We start from the raw sequence: 26,298 nt of genomic DNA on the forward strand, positions 1-26,298 counted from the left end.
ACCGCCCGTTGCTTGTCTGTCCATTGCCATCCATCTCCATGCCGCCCGACGGGAGCCTCCCGAATTCCGAGCCTTTCGGCGGTTATGCCACAGGCAATGAGCGGCGTCCGTGCGCTAGCGTACAGAGACGGCGCTCGCGGTTGGTCACTCTATGGCTATGAAACCAATTGATTGGCCCTCCCTCGAAGCCGCGCCCGAGTGGATAGACCTGTTTGCCCGAAGCAAGGCCACGCTGCGCGCGGCGGAAAGCGAGCCGCCGTTGCGCGCGGAGCTGTTCAGCGCCTTGCAGATGGAACAGCACGGCCAGGCCCTGGCGCAGGCGCATCTGGTGGGTACATCGCGCCCGCCGGACACGTTGCTGCCGCGGCTGACCGAAAACCAGACGCTGCTGGCCCAGGCCTGCGCGCTGCTGATGGAATCGATGCGGCAGAACCGCCAGATCACCCCGGCCGACGAATGGCTGCTGGACAACTTCTACCTGATCGAAGAGCAGATCCGGCTGGCCAAGCGGCACCTGCCCAAAGGCTACAGCCGCAGCCTGCCAAAGCTGGAGACGGGCCCGTCCAAGGGCTTGCCTCGGGTATACGACATTGCGCTGGAGATGATCTCGCATAGTGATGCGCGGATCGATGCCGCGGGCATCGAGGCGTTTGTGGCCGCCTATCAATTGATTACGCCGCTGCAACTGGGCGAATTGTGGGCAGTCCCCATCATGATGCGCCTGGCCCTGATCGAAAACCTGCGTCGCGTCGCGATCCGGCTGGCCTATGCGAACATGAACCGTGGACTGGCGGATACGTGGGCGGACGCCATGCGCAAGTCAGCCGAGGAGGACCCCACCGGCCTCATTCTTGTCATTGCCAACATGGCGCGCTCGAATCCGCCGATAGACGGCTCATTCGTCGCGGAACTGGCAAGGCGGCTCCAGGGCCACGGCCCGGCGCTGGCCCTGCCTTTGACATGGTTCGAACAACGGCTTGCCCAGTCCAATCTGACCATTGAACAGATGGTCGTCGCCGAAAACCAGCAGCAGGCGGCGGATCAGGTTTCCATCAGCAACAGCATCGGCAGCCTGCGCGCCTTGTCGACGACGAACTGGAATGACTTCGTGGAAGCCGTCAGCATCGTGGACCGGACCTTGCGCGAAGACCCCGCGGGCGTCTACGTCGGCATGGACTTTCCCACTCGCGACCACTATCGCCATCGGGTGGAACGGCTTGCCAGGCAATCCGAACGCGCGGAAACCGAGATCGCCGCCATGGCGGTCGACCTGGCGGCAACCGGCGCGGCCGACCCGGGCCCGGCCGCCGATATCCGGCGCGGGCATGTCGGCTTCTACCTGATCGACGAGGGCCAGGAAGAGCTCGCCATGCGGGCCAAGGCCAAGCCGAGCATGACCGAGAAGCTGGCCCGCATCACCCCGCGCGCCGCGCTGCGCCTGTATGTGGGCGCCATCGTCTCGCTGACGGCCGGATTTAGCGCGCTGCTGCTCGCGATGGCGCATGAAGCCGGCGTCGGCACGTGGGCAATGGCGTGCGTCGCGCTGCTGTCCGTGCTGGCCACCAGTCATCTCGCCGTCGCCACGGTCAATTGGTCCCTGACTTGGCTGGTGCGCCCCCAACGCCTGCCGCGCATGGATTACGCCAAGCGTATTCCCGACGATGCGCGCTGCCTCGTTGCCGTCCCCACGATGCTGATCGCCCCCGATGACGCGGACTCGCTCGCCGAGGCGCTGGAGATCCGGTTCCTGGCCAATCCCGGCGATAACCTGAGCTTCTGCCTGCTGACGGATTTCGCGGACGCCGCGTCGGAACACCTGCCTTCGGACACCTTGCTGCTGGAGGGCGCCAAAGCACAAGTGCAGGCCCTGAACGAGAAATACCGGCGGCTGGGACGCAGTCCGTTCTTTCTCCTTCACCGGCCTCGCCGCTGGAACGAGCAAGAGCGGGTCTGGATGGCCTATGAGAGAAAAAGAGGAAAGCTTGCGGATCTGAATAGCGTGCTCCGCGGTCAGGGCTCGGGCGCATTCTCTTGCGTGGTCGGGGACGTGGCCTTGCTGGCCGGGGTCAGGTACGTCATCACGCTGGACACCGATACCGAGTTGCCCAGGGAAACCGCCTGGAAGCTTGTCGGCACCATGGCGCATCCGCTCAATCAGGCCCAGTTCGACCCGGTCACGCGCAGAGTGACACGCGGCTACGGCATCCTGCAACCGCGGGTGGGAGTCAGCCTGACCGACCTGACCGCATCGCCGTACGCTCGCCTGAACGGAGGCGATCCAGGCATCGATCCCTATACCAACACCGTGTCCGACGTTTATCAGGACATCTTCAAGGAAGGCTCCTTCGTCGGCAAGGGCATCTACGACGTGGACGCCTTCGAATCGGCATTGAAAGACTGCTTTCCGGACAACCGTGTGCTGAGCCACGACCTGCTGGAAGGCTGCTATGCCCGCTCGGGCCTGCTGAGCGATGTCCAGCTGTTCGAAGGGCAACCCGCGCGCTACTCCGCCGACGTCAGCCGCCGGCACCGCTGGATACGTGGAGACTGGCAACTGCTGGGCTGGCTGTTCGGCCGCGCGCCCACGGAGCCGGGGACTCGCCACGGCCCGTCCCTGCCCGCGCTCGCGCGCTGGAAGATACTGGACAACCTGCGCCGCAGCCTGGTCCCGGCCAGCCTTGTGCTGTTAATGGCGCTGGGCTGGATGCTGTTGCCCGCCCCCTGGCTGTGGACCGTCGCCTGCGTGCTTATCCTGTTCCTTCCCGCCTTGTTCGCCTCTGCCCTGAGCGGCGTGCGCAAAGAAGAGGACGTAGTGCTCGCTCAGCATCTGGTCGGCTGGATCGCGCCGACGACGCGGCAGTTCAGCCGGGCGGCATTCGCCTTGACCAGCCTGGCTCACGAAGCCCTGTACAGCCTGGACGCGGCGATCAGGACGCTATATCGCCTGACGGTTTCGCGCCGGCGGCTGCTGGAATGGAAGCCCTCCAGCATCACCAACCGCGAAGGCGGGACGCGATCCGGCCCTCTGCTGCTGTCCGTTTGGGGCGCGCCGATCCTCGCCCTCGCTATCGGCGCCTGCGTGATGGCGCTGAACCCCTCGGCCTGGACGGCCGCGTTTCCGGTCCTGGCGCTTTGGGTGGCGATGCCGTTCATCGCCTGGCGCTTGAGCCGCCCGCCGGCCCTTGCCCGGATCGACCTGACTCCCGACCAGACCCAGTTCCTGCGATTGCTGGCGCGCAAGACCTGGTCGTTCTTCGACGGCCATGGCGGCGCGGAAGACAACTGGCTGATCCCCGACAACATCCAGGACAAGCCGTCCGCGGCCATCGCGCACCGCACCTCGCCCACCAATCTTGGGCTGGCGCTGCTGGCCAATCTGGCCGCCTACGATTTCGGCTACCTGCAGACCGGCCGCCTGCTGGAAAAGACTCAGGCATCGCTGGGCACCATGGCGACGCTGGAGCGCTATCTGGGCCACTTCTACAACTGGTACGACACCGTCACCCTCAAGCCCCTGGCCCCGCTCTACATTTCTACCGTGGACAGCGGCAATCTTGCCGGCCATCTGCTCACGCTGCGGCCGGGGTTGCTGGAACTGGCGCAGGCGCCCATCCTGCATCCCCGCACATTCGAAGGATGCGCCGACGCCTTGGCGGTCTTGCGCGAAAGCGTCTCTGCCTACGATTCACCTGAGTTGGAGCCGCTGGCCGACGTGTTGGAGTCCGCCACCCAAGCCGGCCCCAAGACCCTGGCGCAGGCCAGACTGCATCTGGATCAGCTGTGCGCGCTGGCGGCCAGCCTGCTCGGCCGCTACACCGCGCCGGAACGGGCGCAGGCCCTGTGGCATGCAGAGGCGCTGCTGCGCCAATGCGAGGCCGCGCGCGGCGAGCTGGCCCTGCTGGCTCCGTGGCGGGGCTTGCCCGTCGGCGCCGCATGGCAGGACCTGCCCGACTTGATTGCCATACCGACCCTGCAGCAGGTCGCGGGCCAGGCCACGCGATTGCTGCCGGCTTTGCGCGAGCGGCTGTCGCCCCTGGATATCCCTTCCGACGAACGGGCGTGGCTGGTGGAGACCGAGCTTGCCGTGATCCTGGCGGCGGAGCGTGCCCACGAACGCCTGGCCTTGATCGCGCTGCTGGCCGACACGCTGGCGGAGATGGCAGTGGCCAATTATGGGTTCCTGTACGACAAGGGCAGCCGGCTGCTGGCCATCGGCTACAACCTGACCGAGCGCAGGCGCGACGAAGGGCTGTACGACCTGCTGGCCTCCGAAGCCCGCCTTTGCAGCTTCGTCGCCATTGCGCAAGGCCAGCTCCCGCAGGAAACCTGGTTTGCCCTGGGCAGGCAGCTCAGCACCGCGGCGGGCGGCACGGTGCTGCTGTCGTGGAGCGGCTCGATGTTCGAGTATCTGATGCCCCGGCTCGTCATGCCGTCCTACGCCCACACGTTGCTGGATCAGACCTGCATGTCGGCCGTGCGCGCCCAGATCGAGTATGGGGACAAGCTCGGCATCCCCTGGGGCATGTCCGAAAGCGCGTACAACCTGTTCGACGTCGGCATGAACTATCAGTACCGGGCGTTCGGCGTGCCGGGCCTGGGCTTGAAGCGAGGCCTGGCCGACGACGTGGTGGTGGCGCCCTATGCGTCCATGCTGGCGCTGATGGTGTCGCCGGACGAGGCGTGCCGGAACCTGCAGCGCCTTGCCCAGGAAAGCCTGCTGGGCCGCTACGGCTTCTACGAGGCCATCGACTACACGCCGCGCCGATTGCCGCCGGGCAAGACCGGCGCAATCGTCTACGCGTACATGGCGCATCACCAGGGAATGGGATTCCTGTCGATCGCGAACGTACTGCTGGGACGCACGATGCAGGCCCGCTTTGAAGCGGACCCGTCCTTCCAGGCCACCATGCTCCTGCTGCAGGAGCGCATTCCGCGCGCCGCGGCCGCCTACGCCAAAGCCGCCGAGCTGTCGGTCATCCGTACCACTGCGCCAGGCCAGCCCGAAGCGTCGGTGCGAGTGCTGGACACCGCCGACACGCCGATTCCCGAGGTGCAGCTCTTGTCCAACGGACGCTACCATGTCATGGTCACCAACAGCGGCGCGGGTTCCAGCCGCTGGAGGGACCTGGCCGTGACCCGCTGGCGCGAAGACGGCACCTGCGACAACTGGGGGACATTCTGCTACTTGCGGGACAAGGACAGCGGCGCGATCTGGTCCACGTCCCACCAGCCCACTCTGACGCGGCCGGACCATTACGAAGTCATCTTCTCCGAGGGCCGTGCCGAATTCCGCCGTACCGATCACCAGATCGACACGCATACCGAAATCGTCGTGTCGCCGGAAGACGATATCGAACTGCGACGTTGCCACCTGACGAATCGCAGCCGCGAACGCCGCACGATAGAGATCACCTGCTATGCCGAGGTCGTGATTGCGCCGCCCATGGCCGATGAACTGCATCCGGCATTCAGCAATCTCTTTGTGCAGACCGAGATCGTCCCGTCAGAACGCGCCATCCTGTGCTCACGGCGGGGCCGCAGTCCGGCGGACAACCCGCCGTGGATGTTCCAGCTGCTGGCGATCCATGGCGGCAATCCCGGCACGGCTTCCTATGAAACGGATCGGGCCGTCTTCCTGGGCCGGGGCCGGTCGGTGGCTGACCCGCAGGCACTGGAGGGCGATGCGCCGTTGACCGGCAGCCAGGGTTCGGTGCTGGATCCTGTCTGCGCTATCCGCTGCGAGATCACCCTGGAAGCGGAGGAGTCCGTGATCGTCGACCTGGTCCAGGGGGTGGGCGACAGTCGCAGCGCCTGCATGAACCTGATCAGCAAGTACCAGGACCGCCATCTGGCCGACCGCGCCCTGGAGCTGGCCTGGACGCACGCGCAGGTGATCGTGCGCCAGTTGAACGCCACCGAAGCGGACGCGCAGCTCTACGCCCGGCTCGCCAATGCCATCGTCTACCAGAACCCCGCCATGCGCGCCGAGACGGCGACGCTGCTGAAGAATCGCCGCGGGCAGTCGGGCCTGTGGGGATACGCCATCTCGGGAGATCTGCCCATAGTGCTGCTCCGGATCAAGGACCCGGCCAACTTCGAGTTGGTGCGCCAACTGGTACAGGCCCATGCCTACTGGCGGCAAAAAGGCGTGGCCGTGGACCTGGTGATCTGGAACGAGGATACGGGCAGCTACCGCCAGGCGCTCCAGGACCGCATGATGGGCCTGATATCCGCGGGCGTGGAAGCGCACATCATTGACCGCCCGGGCGGCATCTTCGTGCGCCCGGGAGACCAGATCTCGGAAGAGGACCGGACCCTGTTGCTGGCGGTGTCGCGCATATCGCTCAGCGACGCGCTGGGCACCCTGTCGAACCAGGTGAACCGCCTGGGTCTGCCGGAGATCCGCACTCCGCCCCTGGTGGTGTCGACCCCGCCCTTGCCGCCAGCCGCGCAAACGGCTGCCGCGCAGGCGCCGTCCGTACTGCTGCATTACAACGGCCTGGGCGGATTCACGCCCGGAGGAGAGGAATACGTGATCACCACGACCCGGGAGCGGCGCACCCCGGCGCCCTGGGTGAACGTCATCGCCAATGCCGGCTTCGGAACGGTCGTGTCCGAAAGCGGCCAAGCCTACAGCTGGAGCGACAACGCCCACGAATACCGGCTCACACCCTGGCACAACGACGCGGTCAGCGACGCCTGTGGAGAAGCTTTCTACCTGCGCGACGAGATCAGCGGCCAATACTGGTCTCCTGCCCCCTACCCGGCCGGCGGCGAGTCCGCCTACGTCACGCGCCACGGCTTTGGCTACACGGTGTTCGAACACGTGGAATATGGCATCGAATCGGAACTGTGCATCCACGTTGCGCAGGATGCGCCGGTGAAGTTCTACGCCCTGACGCTGCGCAACCGGTCGGGGCGGCGCCGCCGCCTGTCGGCGACCGGGTATGTGGAGTGGGTGCTGGGCGACGTGCGCGCCAAGTCCTCCATGCACGTCACGACTGAGACCGATCCCGACACCGGCGCGCTGCTGGCCCGCAACAGCTTCAATACGGATTTCGCCGGGCACATCGCCTGGTTCGACACAAGCAGCGCGACGCGGGCCATGAGCGCCGACCGCAAGGAGTTCATCGGCAGGAACGGCACCCTGCGCCACCCGCAGGCGATGCGCCGCAGCCGGCTGTCCGGCAGAACCGGCGCGGGGCTGGATCCCTGCGCCGCCATCCAGGTCCCCACCACGCTGGAGGATGGGCAGGACATCAGAATCCTGTTCCACCTTGGCGCCTCTTCGCAAGGCATCGAGCACGTCAGGCAACTGGTGCGCCGATACGGCGAACTGGGGGCAGCCGGCAGCGAACTCCAGGCCGTCCGGCGGTACTGGCGGGAGACGCTGGGCGTCGTGCGTATCGAGACTCCGGACTCGGCCGTGAACACGCTGGCCAATGGCTGGCTGCTCTATCAGACGCTTGCCTGCCGGCTGTGGGCGCGCAGCGGCCACTACCAGTCGGGCGGCGCCTATGGTTTTCGCGACCAGCTGCAGGACGTCATGGCGCTGGCGATCGCCCGCCCGGCGCTGGCGCGCGAGCACCTGCTGCGCTGCGCGGCCCAGCAGTTCGTGCAAGGCGACGTGCAGCATTGGTGGCACCCGCCTTCGAACCGAGGTGTGCGCACGCGCTGCTCGGACGATTATCTCTGGCTGCCGTTCGCCGCCAGCCACTATGTGGAGGTCACCGGCGACACAGGCGTGCTGGCCGAGGAAGCTGGCTTCATCGAAGGCCGCCTGCTCAACCCTGGGGAATCCTCCAACTATGACCGTCCCGCCGCGTCCAGGGAGTCCGCCAGCCTGTATACGCACTGCACCCGCGCCCTGTCGCACGCCTTGAGCGCCTTTGGCGCCCATGGCCTGCCGCTGATGGGTTCTTGCGACTGGAACGACGGCATGGACAAGGTCGGCGAGGACGGACGGGGCGAAAGCGTCTGGCTTGGCTTCTTCCTCTATGACACGCTGACGCGATTCGCGGTGCTGGCCCGCGCCCGGGAAGACCTGGCGTTCGCGGCGCTTTGCGAATCGGAAGCCGCGCGGCTGGGCGCCCAGCTCGAAGCATCCGGCTGGGATGGCGGATGGTACAGACGGGCCTATTTCGATGACGGCAGCCCCTTGGGCTCGGCCGAAAACCCGGAGTGCCAGATCGATGCCATTTCGCAAAGCTGGGCCGTCCTGTCGGGTTCCGCCCCGCAGGACCGGGCCCGCCTCGCGATGCAGGCCGCCGATGACCGGCTGATCGATGAAGAGCTCGGGTTGATCCGGCTGCTGGCGCCCTCGTTCGATTCGTCCGCCATGAACCCCGGCTACATCCGCGGCTACGTGCCAGGCGTGCGGGAGAACGGCGGCCAGTACACCCATGCCGCCATCTGGACCGCGATGGCGTTCTGCGGCTTGCGCGACGAGGCGCGTGTCGGGGGCCTGCTGGCGATGCTCAACCCCATCAACCATGCGAACTCCCCGACGAAGGCCGCCCTCTACAAGGTCGAGCCCTATGTCATGGCCGCGGATATCTACACAACCCCCGGCCAGGAAGGCCGCGGCGGCTGGACGTGGTACACAGGATCGGCCGGCCTGATGTATCGGCTGATCCTGGAGTCCGTGCTTGGAATGCGTCTGCGCGGCAATACGCTCAGCTTCGACCCCTGCCTGCCCTCGGACTGGAACACCAGCACCCTGAACTACCGGCATGGCCGGACAACGTATCGGATAACCGTCGCGCGCGAACCCGGCACGAGCAGCGCCGGACAGGTCCGGGTGGATGGCGTCATCCAGGAGGACGGCGTCATTGCGTTGCTCGACGATGGGCGGGACCGCGAGGTGCATGTCGCGCTGCCGGACCCGCGCCGCGCGGCCGCTCGCAGTTCGCCGCTTGGGGCTGCGGGTAAACCACTGCTTGCGGAGGAAATATCCGGGAAACAATAATAATGGGAATCATTCTTGTAGAATCAGCGGCACCGCCACCCGCCGCAGCCCTTACGCGATGTCCGTTCCCGCCCAGAGCCGCCCTGCCCGCCGCCCCGCCGCCGCCGCGTCGGTCCGGGATTTCGTCGACGAACTGCTCAGCCACTACCGCGACCTGTATCGCCATTTGAGCTATCAGCTGCGCAACGTGGACGACGCGGCCGACATCGCCCAGACCAGCTTTGAACGCGCCTACGCCAGCACCCTGCGTGGCGGCAAACCCGAAGACGGCGACTCGGCCGGCTCGATGCGCGGCCTGCTTTTTCGCATCGCGCACAACCTGTGCATCGACGAGGCCCGCCGGCGCAAGGTGGCCAGCAACTGGCTCGCCGAGCGTGGCGCGCTGGATGCTCAACTGACCGCACCGTCCTCGGAACAGGTGGCGTCCCAGCGCCAGATCGCGCAGCGTGTCGCCGACGTGCTGGCCAGCCTGCCCGCCCGGCGAATGCGCGTGTTCATCCTGTACCGCGCCTATGGCCACAGCCGCGCCGAGATCGCGGGGCTTCTGGGCATATCCGAAGCCGCCGTAGCCAAGCATCTGGTCCGCGCCACGCTGGACTGCTCGCACGCCCTGCGCAACCTGTACCTGGATCTGGGCCCGATGCCGGCAAGATCCCAACCGCGGGCCGACGAGACGACGCTTGCCGACGACGAACGCCATTGATTCCATGCGGGAAGCCCCGAACGAAGCCCTGGTCGACCAGGCCCTGACCCTGATCGCCACCGCCGATATCGCGCCCCCAGACTCGGCCGACCGCGCCCGCGCGCGGCTGGCGCGCTGGCGCACGCGCGCGCCGGACCATGAAGCCGCCTACGCCGAGGCCCTGCGCCGCTGGCAGTTGCTAAACGACGTAGCGCCCGACATGCGGGAACATTTCGATGAGCCATCCGCCGTCGCCCCTGGCCCGCGCGTTTCGCGCCGGGCCCTCCTGGGCTTCGGCCTGGCCGGCGCCTGCACGGCCGCGATGGGAGCGGGCTGGTACTGGAACCGGCCGCTGTACCAGCAGTCGTACGAGACCGGCGCGGGGCAACTGGCGCAGGCCCTGATGCCCGACCAGTCCAGCGGGGGCGCGACGGCAAGCCGCGTCGACCTCAGTGCGCGCACGCGGCTGGAACTGCGGCTGTATCGCGACGAGCGCGTGGTGGAACTGGCCGGCGGCGAAGCCCTGTTCACCGTCAGCCCGGATGATCCACGCCCGTTTCGCGTCCGCACGCGCGGCGGCCTGGTCGAGGTGGTGGGCACCGTCTTCACGGTCAGCGACCGCGGCGGGCCGGTGGCGGTGGCGGTGCAGGAAGGCCATGTGCGCTTCCTTCCCGCCCCGCGCGACAAGCGCTGGTACACGTTCGCCAGTGGCGGTCCGGCCGTGGACCTGCATGCCGGCACGGCTGTCGCCTGGCGCAACGGCGACCTCGACCCCGTCCGGCGCATCGAGCCCGGCAGCGTCGCCGCCTGGCGCGACGGCTGGCTGTGGTTCGACAACCAGCGACTGGAGGACGCCCTGCCCGCCATCAACGCATTCCGGACGGCGCCTTTGCTGGCGGCCAGCCCCGCGGTGGGCGCGTTGCGCCTGACCGGGAGGTTCCGCACCGCCGACGCCGCCGCGCTGCCCGCCATGCTGGAATCCATCCTGCCGCTGCGGGCATACGCCCGCGCCGACGGCGCCGTCGAACTGCGGCTGCGCTGACCGCGCCAGGAAATCCACGCCGGCGGGTGTCTCCATTTTGGCGGCTCATCCGTTTTCTATATCGGTACGCTGCCGACCCGGGCGGCGATTCTCTATAGATGGATGGAGTTTTCACATGCCCCAACCCCCACACCGCCGGCCGGCCTTCGCACGGCCGGCACTGGCGCTGGCCCTGACCGGCGCGTTCGGCCTGCCCCTGGCCCTGGCGCCGCCCGCCTTGCGCGCGCAGCCCCAAGCGCAGACCCAAGACCCCGCCGAGGCCCTGCACGCCATCGACATCCCCGCGCAGGCGCTGGGCGCCGCGCTCAATGCCCTGTCGCGCCAGACCAGCACGCCCATCATGGCGGGCGGCGCAAGCGTGACCGACACCCGCGCGCCGGCAGTCTCGGGCCGCATGACCGTGCGCGACGCGCTCACCCGCCTGCTGGCGGGATCGGGCCTGTCCACCCGTCCCACGGCCGGCGGAGGCTACGCGGTGGTGGGTCCCGAGGCGTCGGGCGTCACCACGCTGGCGCCGGTCGAGGTGTCCGGCCGCTATGGTTTGCCGGAGGCCTATGCGGGCGGCCAGGTGGCCCGGGGCTCCCGCGTCGGGCTGCTGGGCGACCACGACCTGATGGATACGCCGTTCAATGTGACAAGCTACACCGCCGAACTGATCCAGAACCAGCAGGCCAGGTCGATCGCCGATGTGCTGGCCAATGACGCCTCGGTCCGCATGGTGAACGAGGGCCAGGCCTCCGTGGCGGGCACCGGCGACGAGTTCCAGATACGCGGTTTTCCGGTGCGCAACCAGGACATCGCGTTCAATGGCATGTACGGCATGCTGCCCCTGCGCAGCATCACGCTGGAGGCCGTCGAACGGGTCGAGGTGCTGAAGGGCCCCAATGCGCTGCTCAACGGCATGGCGCCGCGCGGCAGCGTGGGCGGCGGCATCAATGTGGTGCCCAAGCGCGCCGGCGACGAGCCATTGACCCGGCTGACCGCGACCTATGAATCCGATTCCCGGTTCGGCGCCGCGGTCGACATGGGCCGCCGCTTCGGCGAGAACAAGGAGTTCGGCATCCGCTTCAATGGTTCGTACCGCAATGGCGATACGGCCGTGCAGAACCAGTCCAACGAAACCGGCCTGGCCGCGGTGGCGCTGGACTATCGCGGCGACAGGCTGCGCGCCTCCCTGGACGCCGGCCACCAGACCAGCAACATCGACGCGCCGGGCGATTCCGGCCTGCTGATCTTCAACGACGCGCTGTCGGTGCCGGCCGCGCCCAGGGCCTCGCGCAGCTTCACGCCCGACTGGGGCTACGCCAGGTCGCGCGACAACTACGCCGTAGTGCGCGCGGAGTACGACATTGCGCCGCGGCTGACGGTCTATGGCGGCGTCGGCACCCGGCGCAGCGACAACCGGTATCTGTTTGCCGACCCGATCCTGGTCGGGCCAGACGGCGCGCTGCTGATGCGGCCGTACTACTGGCCCAGCTACGAGAACAACACCTCGTCCCAGCTTGGCGTGCGCGGGCAGTTCGACACGGGCCCGGTCAAGCACGAGGTGAACCTCAGCTTCTCCACGTTCGAGCAGCGCGCCGGCTACTACGACTACTACATCTTCGGATTGACGCCGTCCAACCTGTACGACCCCTCTCCCATACCCAAGCCCGACATCGGCGGGCTGTCCAGTTCGCCGCCGCGCACCTCGCTGGTCAAGCTGCCCACGATCGCGCTGGCCGACACCCTGTCCTTCGCGCAAGACCGGGTGCTGCTGACGCTGGGCGTGCGCCATCAAACCGTCAAGACCAGCAACTACAGCAACGTCACCGGCGACCGGATCTCCAACTATGACAAGTCCGCCGTGACTCCGGCCGTAGGCCTGGTGGTCAAGCCGCATCAGGACGTATCGCTGTACGCGAACTACATCGAGGGCCTGACCACCGGCCCGATCGCGCCGCAGGGCGCGGCCAACGCCGGCGAGATATTCGCACCCATCAAGACCAAGCAGATGGAGGCCGGGGTCAAGGTCGACTTCGGCGCCTTGACGACGACGCTGTCGGCGTTCCAGATCAAGCAGCCGACCGGCCTGTCCAGCGTGCAGGACGGCGTGCCACGCTACGACGTCAGCGGGGAGCAGCGCAACCGCGGCCTGGAGCTGAATGCCTTCGGCGAACTGAGCTCCGGCGTACGACTGCTGGGCGGCATTACCTACATGCAGGCAAAGATGACGCGCACGGCCAGCTCCGCCACCGAGGGCAATACCGCCGTCGGCGTGCCGCGCTGGCTGGCCAATATCGGCCTGGAGTGGGACCCCTCCCTGCTGCCGGGCGTGACGCTGACCGCGCGCGCCCTGTCGACCAGCTCGCAATACCAGAACCTGGAGAATTCGCGCCGCATCCCCGGCTGGACTCGCTGGGACCTGGGCGCGCGCTATGCCACCCGGGCATTCAATCATCCCGTCACGCTGCGCGCCAGCGTGCAGAACGTGTTCGGGAAGGACTACTGGTCCTCGGCTTCCGAGGGTTATCTGCATCTGGGCGCGCCGCGCACTGTGCTGCTGTCGGCAACGATCGACTTCTGAAGGCTTAGCCGCGAGCCTCGCGCGAGAGGCCTCAATGGCGCCTCCCGGCATCGTCCGGGAGGCTGCCCTCCACGCGTACGCCCCGGTAGTGGTTTTCCCTAGAAACCGCGAAAAACAAGCCGCTCCCGATTCCCAACGCCGTTCCCCTCCGGTACATTTCGTCCAGTGGCCTGACCACTGGACCATCAGACATCTGGGCAGCACTGCCGAACCAACGATCCCGCGCAAGACACAAACTCCCAAGACCCATTACGCTCTACACCCCGATCATTCACCCCGTCCAACAATGACCTCTCTTCAGGCCGTAGCCTCCACCCGCCTCTATCGCATGATTGCCGACCAGATCGCCACGCGCATCAAGGCGGGCGACTTCCCCGCGGGCGGCCGATTGCCTGCCGAGCGCGAATTGGCCGAGCAACTGCAGGTGAGCCGCGCATCGGTGCGCGAAGCGTTGATCGCCCTGGAAATCGAGGGCTATGTCGAGGTCCGCGTGGGCACCGGCGTATTCGTCAGCCAGGCGCGCGAGGACGGCCAGTACCAGGAGCCGCGCGAGGCCCAGGCCGCGGCCAATGGCGTCGAAGCCACCGACATCGGCCCCTTCGATCTGCTGGAGACCCGCCTGCTGATCGAACCGGAATGCGCCGCGCTGGCCGCGCAGAAGGCATCGCCCGCGCAGATCGCGGCGATCCGCAGCGCCCATGAGGGCATGTCGCTGACCGAATCCCCCAGCATCCACGACCGCGCCTTCCACAGCGCGATCGGCGCCGCCTGCGGCAACGCCGCGCTGGCAGCCGCCATTTCGCATATCTGGCACCTCAGCACGCTGAGTCCGGTGTTTCACCGCCTGGAAGAGCACTTCGTGACCACCAAGGTGTGGATCGAAGCCCAGAAGGAACACGAACGCATCCTCGCGGCCATTGTCGACCGCGATCCCATCCGCGCGCGCCACGCCATGCACGACCATCTGGTCGGCATCCTGGCGCGCCTGCGGGAAGACTTCGGCAGCGTCGGGATCCGATGATTTGATGACTCTCTAACCCCCCCGCAGCCAGGCGCGCCGACGCGCGCCGGCGATCCCTTTCCGAGCGTGCATGCACCGCCGGCGCCCATGGCGCCGCCCGCGGCAAGGGGAGCGGCTTGTCTTTTGATACGCAGTTTGGCAGCACCGCAGTACCCGTAGTCCGTACGTCAAATACTTAAAACATATCAAGGTGAAAACATGCAGCTGACCCGTACCGTGAAGCTAGTGAGCGCGGCGCTATTGGCGCTAGGCGCCCATGCCGCCCAGGCCAACAAGGCTGACAACTCCCTCAACATTGCCTTCGACGCGGCGCCCGCCACCCTGGACGCCTACAAGGAATCCGACCGTCCCGGCCTGGCGCTGGCGCGCATGGTCTTTTCCGGGCTGCTGCAGAAGAACCAGGATACGGGCGAGTTCGGCTCTGCCATCGCCACGGGCTACAAGTTCGTCGACGACACCACCATCGAACTGCCGATCCGCAAGGACGTGAAGTTCCACGACGGATCGCTGCTGACCATCGACGACGTGCTGTACACGCTGAACCTGGTGTCCTCGGAGGGCTACAAGGCCCGCTTCCAGAACCAGGTGGCCTGGATCGCCAAGGCGGAGAAGGTCTCCGACGATACGGTGCGCATCAAGATGAAGACGCCTTATCCGCTGGCGCTGGAAATGCTGTCGGAAAACCTGCCGATCTATCCGCGCAAGTACTACGAGGCGAACCAGTCGGACATGGGCGCCAAGCCCATCGGCACCGGCCCCTACCGCCTGGTCGAGAGCCAGCCCGGCAGCCGCTACGTGTACGAACGCTACGAGGATTATTTCGGCGCCAAGCCCGCCGTGAAGAAGCTGGTGGTCCGGGTGCTGCCCGACGCCAACACGCAATACGCCGAGCTGCTGTCCGGCGGCCTGGACTGGATCTGGCGCGTGCCGCCCGATGTGGCCAAGCGCATGGAAAAGACGCCCGCCGTCGCGGTCAAGAGCAGCAGCATCATGCGCATCAGCTATATCTCGCTGAACCCGCGCTTTGACGACGGCAAGTCGCCCCTGGCCAAGCAGGAAGTCCGCCAGGCGATCAACTACGCCATCGACCGCGAGGCGATCCGCCGCGCGCTGGTGGGTGGCGCGTCCAAGGTGATCAACGCGGCCTGCAATCCGGCCCAGTTCGGCTGCGCCAGCGACGTGCAGACCTACAAGTTCGACCCTGCCCGCGCCAAGCAATTGCTGGCGCAGGCCGGCTACCCCAATGGCGTGACGCTGGACTTGGTGATTTCCGCCCCGCCGCGCGCCATCCTGGACGCCGCCGCCGCGCAAATGGCGCAGGCCGGCATCAAGCTGAACCTGGTGGAACAGCAGTACGGCACCGCCATGACCAACTGGCGCGACGGCAAGATCGCCATGCTGTCCTCCAACTGGGGTTCCTACGGCATCGCCGACGCGGCGCTGTCCACCAGCAACTTCTTCCGCGGCGGCCCGGACGACCAGGCGCGCAACGCCGATGTCATCAAGCACCTGGAAACGGCCGACACCACGGTGGACCGCGAGCTGCGCGCCCGCAACTACGCGGCTGCCCAGAAGATCGTGGCCGAACAGGCCTACTGGGTGCCGCTGTGGAACCACTCGCTCAACGCCGTGCAGGCCAAGGACCTGAACTTCTCGGTCGACGGCGACGAGTTCCCGCGTTTCTACAAGGCCTCCTGGAACTGATCCGGCTTGCCGGCCGCGCCGGCGCGCTTCGCCAGTCCTGACCCGGACGCTTCGGCATCCCGGCGGGGCGGCGCGCGCCGGCGCCCACGGACAAAGGTTGACCCATGATTGCATTCCTGTTTCGCCGCTTGCTAGTTGCCGCCTTGCTGGTGGTGTTCGTGTCGCTGATCAGCTTCTCGCTGGTGTTCGCGTCCGGCAACCCCGCCGCGCGCCTGGCCGGCGAAGGCAGCGCGGCCGACGCGGCCCGTCTGTCGCTGCAGCACGGCTTCGACGACCCCATCCTGGTGCAGTACGGCCGCTGGCTGGCGGGCGTGGTGCGCGGTGATTTCGGCGACAGCCTGTACTTCAGCCGGCCCGTGGCCGAACTGCTGGGCCAGCATTTTCCCGCCACCGCCAAGCTGGGCCTGGCCGCGATGGCGTTCGCGCTGCTGCTGGCGATTCCGCTGGGCGTGCTGGCGGGCCTGCGCAAGGGCTCGCTGATCGATCGCGCCACGATGATGCTGTCGGCCTGCGCGCAGGCGATGCCGCCGTTCTGTCTGGCGTTCCTGCTGATCATCGTCTTCAGCGTGCGCAACCAGTGGCTGCCGGCGTCCGGCTTCGATGCCTGGAAGCACTATGTGATGCCGGTGGTCGCGCTGGGCCTGTTCGCCATGCCGGCGATGCTGCGATTGATGAAGTCCGAAATGGAAACGGTGCTGGCCACCGACTACATCCGCACGGCGCGCGCCATGGGACTGGGCGGCGCGAGCGTGGTGTTGAAGTACGCGCTGCGCAATGCGCTGCGGCCCCTGGTCTCGCTGGCGGCCGCCCAGATGGGCACCCTGCTGGCCGGCTCCGTTGTGATCGAGACGGTCTTCGCCATCAACGGCGCCGGGCTGCTGGCCTGGACGTCCATCCTGCGCGGCGACTTCCCCACGATGCAGGCGCTGATCCTGATCTTCGCGCTGATCTACATCGTCCTGACCCTGGTCGCCGACCTGATCAACGGTTGGCTGGACCCCCGAGTGCGAGCCGCGATATGAGCAACACCCTTGCCTCCCCCCTGCCCGCCGCGCCGCGCGGCGCCCGACTGGCCCGGTTTGGCCGCGGCTTCGGCCTGGCCATGCTGGCGCTGCTGGTGCTGGCCGGCATGGTCGGCCCCTACCTGATTCCCCACGACCCGTATGCGCAAGACCTGCTGGCCCGGCTGCAAGAGCCGGTCTGGGCCGAAGGCGGCGACTGGAACCACATCCTGGGCACCGACCAGCTCGGCCGCGACGTGCTGGCGCGCGCCTTGTACGGCGTACGCGTGTCGGCGCTGATCGGACTGTCCGTGGCGCTGATGGGCGGACTGATAGGCACCACGCTGGGCGTGGTCGCCGGCTACTTCGGCGGCGCCGTGGACCGCGCCGTGTCCTTCCTGATCACGGCCCGCCTGGCATTGCCCATCATCCTGGTGGCGCTGGCCGTGGTGTCGGTGGTGGGCGCCTCGCTCACGGTGGTGGTGCTGGTGCTGGGCCTGCTGCTGTGGGAGCGCTACGCGCTGGTCGCGCGCACCATGGCCGCCGGACTGCGCAACGCCGAATTCGTCACCGCTTCGCGGCTGCAAGGCTGCACGCACCTGCAGATCATCTGGCGCGACATCCTGCCCAACCTCGTCGGCAACCTGCTCATCATCGGCACGGTGGATGCCGCCATGGCCATCACGCTGGAAGCCTCGCTCTCGTTCCTGGGCCTGGGCGTGCCCGCGCCGATGCCCTCGCTGGGCCTGATGATCGCCGAAGGAAAGGAAAACATGCTGTTCCAGCCCTCGCTGGTCGTGATTCCCAGCATCGTGCTGTTCCTGCTGGTGCTGTGCGTGAACCGCGCCGGCGAAAGCCTGCGCGCCATCCAAATGAAAAAGGGGTGAGCCGATGACCGCCACCAGCCATCCGCTGCTGCGGGTCCAGGACCTGCACATCGACATCCATACCCCCACGCACACCAAGCATGTGGTGCGCGCGGTGGACTTCAGCCTGGAGCGCGGCAAGACGCTGTGCATAGTGGGCGAGTCCGGCTGCGGCAAGTCGCTCACGGCCCTGGCCCTGCTGGACCTGCTGCCGGCCGCGGCGCGGCGCCGCGTGGCGCGGCTGGAGTTCGCCGGCCAGGACCTGGCCGCGCTGACCCCGGCTGCGCTCGCGCGATTGCGCGGCGCGCGCATCGCCATGATCTTCCAGGATCCCATGACCTCGCTCAATCCGGTGTTCACCATCGGCACGCAGCTCATCGACGTCCTGCGCCAGCACAAGCGCGTTAGCCGGCGCGAGGCCGCCGAGCGCGCCGAGTACCTGTTGCGCCGGGTCGGCATCGCCAACCCGGAGGAACGCATGCGGCAATACCCCTTCGAATTGTCGGGCGGTCTGCGCCAGCGCGTGATGATCGCGATGGCGCTGATGTGCGGCCCGGAACTGCTGATCGCCGACGAGCCCACTACGGCGCTGGACGTCACGGTACAGGCCGAGCTGCTGGACCTGCTGCGCGACATCCAGGCCGAGTTCGGCCTGGGCATGGTGTTCATTTCGCATGACATGGGCCTGGTGGCGCGCATCGCCGACCACGTGATCGTGATGTATGCCGGCGACATCGTCGAAGGCGGCAGCGTGCGCGAGGTGCTGGAGCGCCCCAGCCATCCGTACACCTCGATGCTGCTCCACTGCATTCCGCAACCCGGCCGCACCGCGCCGCGGGCCGAGCTGCCCACCATCTCCGGCGCCGTGCCGTCGCTGGACACGGCCATCACCGGCTGCGCCTTCCGCGAACGCTGCCCCGTCGCCGAGCCGCGCTGCGCTCAACCCATCCCGGCCCGGACACAAGGCGGACACCGCTGCCTGTGCGTCAAACCCGGCGCGCTGCGCCAAGGAGTCCCGGCATGAGCCAGCCTTCCGCCTCGCGCGCCAGCATCCGCCTGAACGGCCTGTCGTTCCAGTACGGCCGGGCCAGCCTGTTCTCGCGCCGTCCGGCGCCCAGGATCCTGCACGACATCGATCTGCACGTGCCCGCCGGGCAGACCATCGGCCTGGTGGGCGAGTCCGGCAGCGGCAAGTCCACCATCGCCAAGCTGATGCTGGGCCTGCTGGCCCCCACCCAGGGCCAGGCCCTGCTGGACGGCCAGCCGCTGACGGCGATGCCGGCGCGCGCCCGCGCGCGCCGCATCCAGATGGTGTTCCAGGATCCGTATTCGTCCCTCAACCCCCGCCGCACCATCGACGAGATACTGACCGCGCCCTTGCGGGTCCACGGCATCGGCGATGCCGCCTCGCGCGCGGCGTCGGTGCGCCGGATGATGGACGCGGTCGGGCTGGTGCCCGCATTCGCGGCGCGCTATCCGCGCGAGCTGTCCGGTGGCCAGCGCCAGCGGGTGGCGATCGCCCGCGCCCTGATGCTGGAGCCGCAGCTGCTGATCTGCGACGAGCCGACCTCGGCGCTGGATGTTTCCGTGCAGGCGCAGATCCTGAACCTGTTGATGGAACTGCAGCGCGAGCGCGGCCTGGGCTACCTGTTCATCAGCCACAACCTGGCCGTGGTGCAGCACATCGCCGACGAAATCGTGGTGCTGCAAGGCGGCCGCGTGGTCGAGCGCGGCGCCGCCGGCCAGGTCTATTTCGCGCCGACGCATCCCTATACCCGGCAACTGATCGGCGCCACGCTGGCCGTGCCGCAGGCCGAGGAGCTGGCGGCATGAACGCGACGCGCTCCCCGCATTTCCTGCTGGTCGGCAACGACGAGAAAGTCACCTGGGACGACGGCCAGATCCGCTTCCTGGCGCCGGGCCGCGATACGCTCAGCATCTTTGATGCGGGCGCCAACCCCGCCGCGCCGGAACTGGTCGCCACGCTGCCGCTGCCCAACTCGCTGTTCGGTCCGCCCGTCAATCTGGCGGTGACACCCGACCAGCGACTGGCGCTGGTGGCCGATTCCATGGCCTGGCCGGCCCGCGAGGACGGCCAGGGCTGGCAACCGGCGCCTGGCCGCGATCTGTACGTGATCGACCTGGCCGCCACGCCGCCCGCCGTCACGCAAACGCTGCAGGCCGGCCTGCAGCCGTCCGGACTGTCGATCAACCGCGCCGGCACGCTGGCGCTGGTGGCGAACAAGGCCGGTCGGTCCGTGTCGGTGCTGCGCATCGCGGCCGGCCGGGTCGAAGATTGCGGCGAAATCGACATGGGCACGGCCGTGGTCGCCGTGTCGTTCGCGGCCGACGGCAAGCGCGCCTTTGCCGTCAAGACCGACACTCACCGGCTGGGCGTGCTGCACATCGATGAAAGCGGCCCGGCGCCGCGCGTCACGCACGATCCGGCCGAAGACCTGACCACGGGCCTGGTGCCCTTCAACCTGGTCGTGTCGCCCGACGGCGGACTGGCCCTGGTCGTGGACATGGGCAGCCCGACCGCGTCGGACGGCCACGCGGATTCCATCAGCGTGGTGGACCTGTCCAGCACGCCGCCCCGCGTCGTGGACCGCCTGATGGTCGAGGACGGGCCCGAGGGCATCGCCATCAGCCCGGACGGACGCCACGCGGCCGTCGCCATCGTGCAGGGCTCGAACAATCCGTCCAGCGCCTGGTTCCACCACCCCCGCGGACAGATCGTGCTGCTGCGCATCGAAGGCCTGCGCGTAACGCGCGCCGGCGCCATCGAGGTCGGCGCGCTGCCCGAGGGCCTGGCCTTCAGTCCCGACAGCCGTTTTCTCTACGTCGGGAATTTCCTCGACGCCAGCATGCAGGTCCTGGCCGTGGGAGACGACGGCCTGTCCGATACCGGAACGCGCATCGCGCTGCCCGGCCACCCCGCCTCGATGCGGGGGCCATCCTACTGAGCGGGGCCGCACCCCGCCATCGTTCCACCACCACGCATTTCCACCCTTCCCGAATCTGGAGTTTTGCCATGACTTTCGCCACCCGGAAACGCTCTTCCCTGCTCGGCGCCGCCCTGCTCGCCAGCGCCGCCCTCGCCCCGCTTTCCGCCCACGCCCTGGACATCAAGCTGGGCCACGTGCTGGCCCCCAGCCATAGCTGGAACAAGGCCGCCGAAGGCTTTGCCGCCGAGGTCAAGGAAAAGACCAATGGCCGCGTCAACTTCGTGCTGTTCCCCAGCGGCCAGCTGGGCAATGAGAAGACCATGCTGGAAGGCCTGCAGATCGGCAGCCAGGGCGCGGCCATCATCGGCTCGGGCTCGCTGCAGCCCATCGAACCCAAGTTCGGCGTGGTCGAACTGCCCTACACCTGGTCCACGTCGCAGCAGGCCTACAAGGCCTACGACGGAGACCTGGGCGCAGCGCTGGCCAAGCTGGCCGACAAGAAGAACCTGACCATCATCTCGTGGTGGGAGAACGGCTTTCGCCACGTCACGAACAACCGCGGCCCGGTGAACAAGCCCGCCGACCTGAATGGCCTGAAGACCCGCGTCACACCGGACAAGATGCGCCTGGATACCTTCACCGCGCTGGGCGCCAACCCCGCGCCGCTGGCATTCGGCGAACTGTATTCCGCCCTGCAGCAGAAGGTGTTCGACGCGCAGGAGAACCCGCTGTCCATCATCTACACCTCGTCCTTCTTCGAAGTGCAGAAGTACCTGTCGCTGACCGGCCACGTCTGGGGCCCCGCCAACCTGATCATCTCCAAGCCGGTCTGGAGCCGCATCTCGGCCGACGACAAGGCGATCGTGCAGGCGGCCGCCGACAAGTGGCGCGATGCCCAGCGCAAGATGATCAGCGACGGCGACCAGCAGTTCGTCGCCCAGCTGAAGGAAAGGGGCATGCAGGTCAATGACGTGGACAAGACCGCCTTCGCCGCCGCGGTCGAACCCGTCTGGAAGACCTACTCGGTCACCTACGGCCCCGAACTGATGGCGCTGGTCCAGAAGTACCGCGAGGCCAAGTAATGCTCAACCGACTGTCCGCCATCCTGTCGGGCATCAGCAAGGCCTTCGCCGCCCTGGCGGTGGCCTTGCTGGCGATCCTGATCACCTACGTGGTGTTTGCCCGCTTCGTCACCCACAGCACGCCGCATTGGGCCGAGGAGCTGCCGCGGCTGGTGCTGGTGTGGTCCGCCTTCATCGGCGGCGTCGCATGCAGCTTCGAGCGTTCACACCTGATGGCCGGCCTGCTGCCCTTCATGGTGCGCAATCCGCGCGTGCTCCACGTGTTTGAACGCATCAACCAGGTGCTGATCATCGTCGGCCTCGCCGCGCTGGGCTACGCCGGCTGGCAGCTGGCCGAACTGACGATGGACCAGACCCTGCCCGCGCTGGACGTGTCCGCCGGCACGGTGTACCTGGCGCTGCCGTTTGCCTGCGCGGTCACCATCGTGGTGCATCTGGCGCAGCTGTTCTCCCCCGCTCCCGCGCCTGCCGCCGAATAGGAACAACAAGATGTCTTCGGGTGCTCTCTTTCTAATGGGCGTGTTCACGATCACGGTGCTGATCGACATGCCCATCGCGTTCGGCCTGGTGCTGTCCTGCCTGGCCTACCTGGCGGTCTATGACTCCGCGCCCCTGATGGTCGCGGCCCAGCAATACGTGGTGGGACTGGACAGCTTCACCCTGCTGGCTATCCCGCTGTTCATCCTGGCCGCCCAGCTGATGAACAGCGCCGGGCTGACCCAGCGCATCGTGCGGCTGTGCGCCGCCATCGTCGGCGACATCAAGGGCGGCCTGGCCGTGGTCGCCGTGCTGGCCTGCCTGATGTTCGGCGCGCTGTCGGGGTCCGGCGTGGCCGACGTGGTCGCCATCGGCAGCCTGCTGCTGCCGGCCATGGCGCGCAGCGGCTACGACAAGGGCTTCTCGTGCGCACTGGTCGGCAGCGCCGGGGCCACCTCCACCATCATCCCGCCCAGCATCGTGCTGATCGTCTACGGCACCATCACCGATACCTCGGTGGGCAAGCTGTTCGTGGCCGGCATCATCCCGGGCATCCTGCTGGGGCTGTCGCTGATCGGCGTGGCCATCTGGCAATCCCGCAAGCACAACTGGGCCGGCGGCCACCCGTTCTCCTGGGGCGAGCTGCGCGCCGCCGCCATCGACGCGCTGCCCGCGCTGATGGTGCCGGTGCTGATCATCGGCGGCATCCGCTTCGGGGTCTTCACGGCCACCGAAGCCGCCTCCAGCGCCATCGTCTATGCCTTGCTGATCGGCTTTTTCTGGTACCGCACGCTCAGCCTGAAGTCGCTGTGGGACAACCTCAAGTCCACCGGCGAAGGCAGCGCGTCCATCCTGCTGATCATCGGCGCCTCGGGGCTGTTCGCCTGGGTGCTGGTGGCCGAACAGGTGCCGCAGGCACTGTCGACGCTGCTGGTCGAGTGGACCGACAGCAAGGTCGCCGTGCTGCTGGTGCTGACCGTGGTGCTGCTGCTGCTGGGCACCTTCATGGAGGCGATCCCCGTCATCATCATCGTGGCGCCTGTCGTGATGCCGGTGCTGGCCCACTACAACATCGATCCGGTCCACTTCGGCATCCTGCTGTCGATCAACATGGCGATCGGCGCGAACACGCCGCCGGTGGGGGTCGACCTGATGGCTGCGTGCAAGATCGGCGGCATCAACATGATGCAGACCCTGCGTCCGCTGTCCTGGATGATGCTGGCCATGACCGCGGTCATGCTGCTGCTGACCTTTGTTCCTGAACTGGTGCTGTTCCTGCCGAGGCACGTGCAATGACCCCCGCCAACTATCTCCGCCGTCCCCCGGCCCTGCGCCGCAGCTGGATGTTCGTGCCCGGCATGGACGCCGCGGCCCAGGCCGCCGGCCTGGCCAGCGGCGCCGACGCCCTGGTGGCCGACCTGGAAGAGTTCACCGCGCCCGCCGAACGGCCGGCCGCCCGCCCGCGCATCGCGGCGCTGTTCGCCGAGTGCCGCGCCCGCGGCGTGGTGGCCGCGGTGCGCATCAACAAGCTGGAAGAAGACGGCCTGGCGGACCTGCGGGGCGTGATGCCCGGCGCGCCGGACGCCGTGTTCCTGCCGCACGCGGAAAGCGCGGCGCAGATCATCGCCCTGGACCAGGCCATCACCGCGCTGGAAGCGGAGCTGGGCCTGCCCGCGGGCGGCACCGAGATCGTGCCCACGCTGGAGTCCGCGCTGGGCGTGCACCGGGCCTACGACATCCTGACCGCCAGCCCGCGCGTGGCGGCCTGCCTGCTCGCCGCGGAAGACCTGACGGCCAGCCTGGGCGCGGAACGCGGCAAGGACGGCATCGAGCTGCACCATCTGCGCGCCCGCTTCCTGGTGGACTGCACGGCGGCGGGCTGCCTGCCCATCGACTGTCCGTTCAACTACCGCGACCTGCCGGCGCTCGAAGCCGACCTGCGCTGGGCGCGCCGCCTGGGGCTGAAGTCCAAGTGCGCCACGGTAGCCGAACAGGTTCCGATGATCCACGCGGTGTTCACCCCCGCGCCCGACGAGGTCGCCGCGGCGCTGGACTGCGTCTCCCGCTTCGAGGCGCAGCGCGCCGGACGGCAGGACGCCGAACGCATCGATCCCCCCGCCTACAACACCGCGCGCCGCCTGCTGGCGCGCCATCACTTATTCGAACGATGGGCCGCCGAGCGCCGCGCGCCGGCCGTCCCGCAACAAGGAGACTCCGCATGACGTCAGCCGCAATTCCCGAACGCAATGGCGGTCAGATCCTGATGCAGCAGTTGCGCATCCATGGCGCGCGCCGCGTGTTCATGATTCCCGGCGAAAGCTATCTGCCCTGCATCGACGCGCTCAACGAGCACACCGATGCGATCGAGCCTATCGTCTGCCGCCAGGAAAGCGGCGCCGCCTACATGGCCGAGGCCTATGGCAAGCTGACCGGCGAGCCCGGCATCTGCTTTGTCACGCGCGGCCCCGGCGCCACCAATGCCAGCATCGGCGTGCATACCGCGTTCCAGGACTCCACGCCGATGATCCTGTTCGTCGGCCAGGTGGGCAACGATTTCATGGAGCGCGAGGCGTTCCAGGAAATCGACTACCGCAGGATGTTCGGGCAGATGGCCAAGTGGGTCGCGCAGATCGACCGCACCGACCGCATCCCGGAATTCATCTCGCGCGCCTTCGCGGTGGCCACCAGCGGCCGCCCCGGCCCGGTGGTGCTGGCCCTGCCCGAAGACACGCTGTGGGGCCGCGCCAGCGTGCCGGACCTGCCGCGCTATCCGCGCATGCACAGCCACCCCGGCTCCGCCGACCTGGCCCGCATGACCGAGTTGCTGAACGCCGCCGAGCGCCCCTTCCTGCTCCTGGGCGGCAACGGCTGGCGCCAGTCCGCCATCGACCAGATCGCCGGCTTCGCCGAGCGCTTCGAACTGCCGGTGGGCACGGCCTGGCGCCGCCTGGAGTGCTTCGACCAGCGCCATCCCAACGCCGCCGGCCACGTGGGCTGGGCCATGACGCCCGCGCTGCGCCAGCGCCTGCGCGACGCCGACCTGGTGCTGGCCGTGGGCACGCGGCTGGGCGAAGCCACGACCGAGGGCTATACCGTCATCGAAAGCCCGCTGCCGCGCCAGAAACTGATCCACGTCTATCCCGACGCCGCCGAACTGGGCCGCGTGTTTTCACCCACGCAGGCCATCGTGGCCGACGTGGCCAGTTTTGCCGCCGCCGCGGCCGCCCTGCAACCCGGCCACACCCGGCCGCGCGGCGACGCGGTGCGCGCCGCCCACCAGGAGCTGGCCGACAGCCTGGCGCCCCTGCCTTCGCCCGGCCCGATGAGCCTGGATGCAGCCGCCGCCTACGTCGATGCGCACCTCCCGGCCGACGCCTGCGTCACCGTGGGCGCCGGCAACTACGCGCTGTATCCGCATCGCTACCGCCGTTATGCCGGCCCGGGCACCAGCCTGACGCCCACGGTCGGCTCCATGGGCTATGGCCTGCCGGCAGCCATTTCCGCCAAGCTCGAAGACCGCAAGCGCGCCGCGGTCTGCTATGCCGGCGACGGCTGCTTCCAGATGAACATGCAGGAGCTCGGCGTGGCCCTGCAGTACCGCCTGGGCGTGGTCGTGCTGGTGTTCAACAACGGCATCTGGGGCACGATCCGCGCCCACCAGGAACGCGAGTTCCCGGCCCGCACGATTGCGCTGGGCTTCGAGAACCCGGACTTCACGCAGATCATCCGCGGCTACGGCGGCTACGGCGAGGCGGTCGAGAACACCGCCGACTTCGGACCGGCCTTCGAACGCGCGCTGGCCTTCGCCGAACGCGAAAGCCTGCCGGCGCTGCTGGAAATCCGCTACGACGCCAACGGCATCGCCCCCGGCGAAACGCTGATGGGCATCCGCGAGGCCGCGCAGGCCCGCAACGCCCGCCAGGGCCTCTGACAACACGGTA

General features: G+C 67.9%; 16 protein-coding genes. All 16 read left to right on the forward strand.

Translation table 11 applies throughout. The annotated features are described in order from the left end of the window. The first annotated feature begins 157 nt into the window (after window positions 1-157). The 16 genes from HLG70_RS07995 (at window position 158) to HLG70_RS08070 (ending at window position 26,288) form a co-directional block, all read left to right on the forward strand. A complete protein-coding gene (locus HLG70_RS07995; RefSeq protein ID WP_171662291.1) occupies window positions 158-8,968 on the forward strand; it encodes a GH36-type glycosyl hydrolase domain-containing protein in 8,811 nt (2,936 codons plus the stop codon). A 58-nt stretch (window positions 8,969-9,026) separates the two neighbouring features. Next, a complete protein-coding gene (locus tag HLG70_RS08000; RefSeq protein WP_171662290.1) occupies window positions 9,027-9,671 on the forward strand; it encodes an RNA polymerase sigma factor in 645 nt (214 codons plus the stop codon). Continuing rightward, the gene (locus HLG70_RS08005) at window positions 9,649-10,692 is read left to right on the forward strand and encodes a FecR family protein (protein WP_171662289.1); all 1,044 of its coding nucleotides are present in this window, start codon (window positions 9,649-9,651) and stop codon (window positions 10,690-10,692) included. Before HLG70_RS08000 ends, HLG70_RS08005 begins: the two co-directional genes overlap by 23 nt. A 115-nt stretch (window positions 10,693-10,807) precedes the next feature. Then, window positions 10,808-13,258, forward strand: a complete 2,451-nt coding sequence (locus tag HLG70_RS08010; protein ID WP_171662288.1) for a TonB-dependent receptor — start codon at window positions 10,808-10,810, stop codon at window positions 13,256-13,258. A gap of 286 nt (window positions 13,259-13,544) precedes the next feature. Next, window positions 13,545-14,279 (forward strand): FadR/GntR family transcriptional regulator, encoded by a 735-nt coding sequence (locus HLG70_RS08015; protein ID WP_171662287.1) that lies wholly within the window; start codon window positions 13,545-13,547, stop codon window positions 14,277-14,279. 198 nt (window positions 14,280-14,477) lie between these two features. Then, the gene (locus HLG70_RS08020) at window positions 14,478-15,983 is read left to right on the forward strand and encodes an ABC transporter substrate-binding protein (protein ID WP_171662286.1); all 1,506 of its coding nucleotides are present in this window, start codon (window positions 14,478-14,480) and stop codon (window positions 15,981-15,983) included. 104 nt (window positions 15,984-16,087) lie between these two features. After that, window positions 16,088-17,005, forward strand: coding sequence for an ABC transporter permease (locus HLG70_RS08025; protein ID WP_171662285.1), 918 nt, complete (start codon window positions 16,088-16,090; stop codon window positions 17,003-17,005). Then, the gene (locus HLG70_RS08030; RefSeq protein WP_171662284.1) at window positions 17,002-17,871 is read left to right on the forward strand and encodes an ABC transporter permease; all 870 of its coding nucleotides are present in this window, start codon (window positions 17,002-17,004) and stop codon (window positions 17,869-17,871) included. Before HLG70_RS08025 ends, HLG70_RS08030 begins: the two co-directional genes overlap by 4 nt. A gap of 4 nt (window positions 17,872-17,875) precedes the next feature. Further along, a complete protein-coding gene (locus HLG70_RS08035; protein WP_171662283.1) occupies window positions 17,876-18,874 on the forward strand; it encodes an ABC transporter ATP-binding protein in 999 nt (332 codons plus the stop codon). Continuing rightward, window positions 18,871-19,683, forward strand: a complete 813-nt coding sequence (locus HLG70_RS08040) for an ATP-binding cassette domain-containing protein (protein WP_171662282.1) — start codon at window positions 18,871-18,873, stop codon at window positions 19,681-19,683. Before HLG70_RS08035 ends, HLG70_RS08040 begins: the two co-directional genes overlap by 4 nt. Then, window positions 19,680-20,816, forward strand: a complete 1,137-nt coding sequence (locus tag HLG70_RS08045) for a lactonase family protein (protein ID WP_171662281.1) — start codon at window positions 19,680-19,682, stop codon at window positions 20,814-20,816. Before HLG70_RS08040 ends, HLG70_RS08045 begins: the two co-directional genes overlap by 4 nt. Before the next feature lie 68 nt (window positions 20,817-20,884). Then, window positions 20,885-21,880 carry a DctP family TRAP transporter solute-binding subunit gene (locus HLG70_RS08050; protein ID WP_171662280.1) on the forward strand — a complete coding sequence of 332 codons (996 nt, stop codon included), beginning with the start codon at window positions 20,885-20,887 and terminating at the stop codon, window positions 21,878-21,880. Then, window positions 21,880-22,359, forward strand: a complete 480-nt coding sequence (locus HLG70_RS08055; RefSeq protein ID WP_171662279.1) for a TRAP transporter small permease — start codon at window positions 21,880-21,882, stop codon at window positions 22,357-22,359. Before HLG70_RS08050 ends, HLG70_RS08055 begins: the two co-directional genes overlap by 1 nt. Window positions 22,360-22,369: 10 nt before the next feature. Next, complete coding sequence (locus HLG70_RS08060) at window positions 22,370-23,653, forward strand: TRAP transporter large permease (RefSeq protein WP_171662278.1); 1,284 nt, start codon at window positions 22,370-22,372, stop codon at window positions 23,651-23,653. After that, window positions 23,650-24,579 (forward strand): HpcH/HpaI aldolase/citrate lyase family protein, encoded by a 930-nt coding sequence (locus HLG70_RS08065; protein WP_171662277.1) that lies wholly within the window; start codon window positions 23,650-23,652, stop codon window positions 24,577-24,579. The genes HLG70_RS08060 and HLG70_RS08065 overlap by 4 nt, the downstream gene beginning before the upstream one ends. Next, on the forward strand, window positions 24,576-26,288 hold the full coding sequence (locus HLG70_RS08070; RefSeq protein ID WP_171662276.1) for a thiamine pyrophosphate-binding protein: 1,713 nt from the start codon (window positions 24,576-24,578) through the stop codon (window positions 26,286-26,288). Before HLG70_RS08065 ends, HLG70_RS08070 begins: the two co-directional genes overlap by 4 nt. Window positions 26,289-26,298 lie beyond the last annotated feature (10 nt).

It is taken from the genome of Achromobacter deleyi (assembly GCF_013116765.2).
Taxonomy (GTDB): domain Bacteria; phylum Pseudomonadota; class Gammaproteobacteria; order Burkholderiales; family Burkholderiaceae_B; genus Achromobacter; species Achromobacter deleyi_A.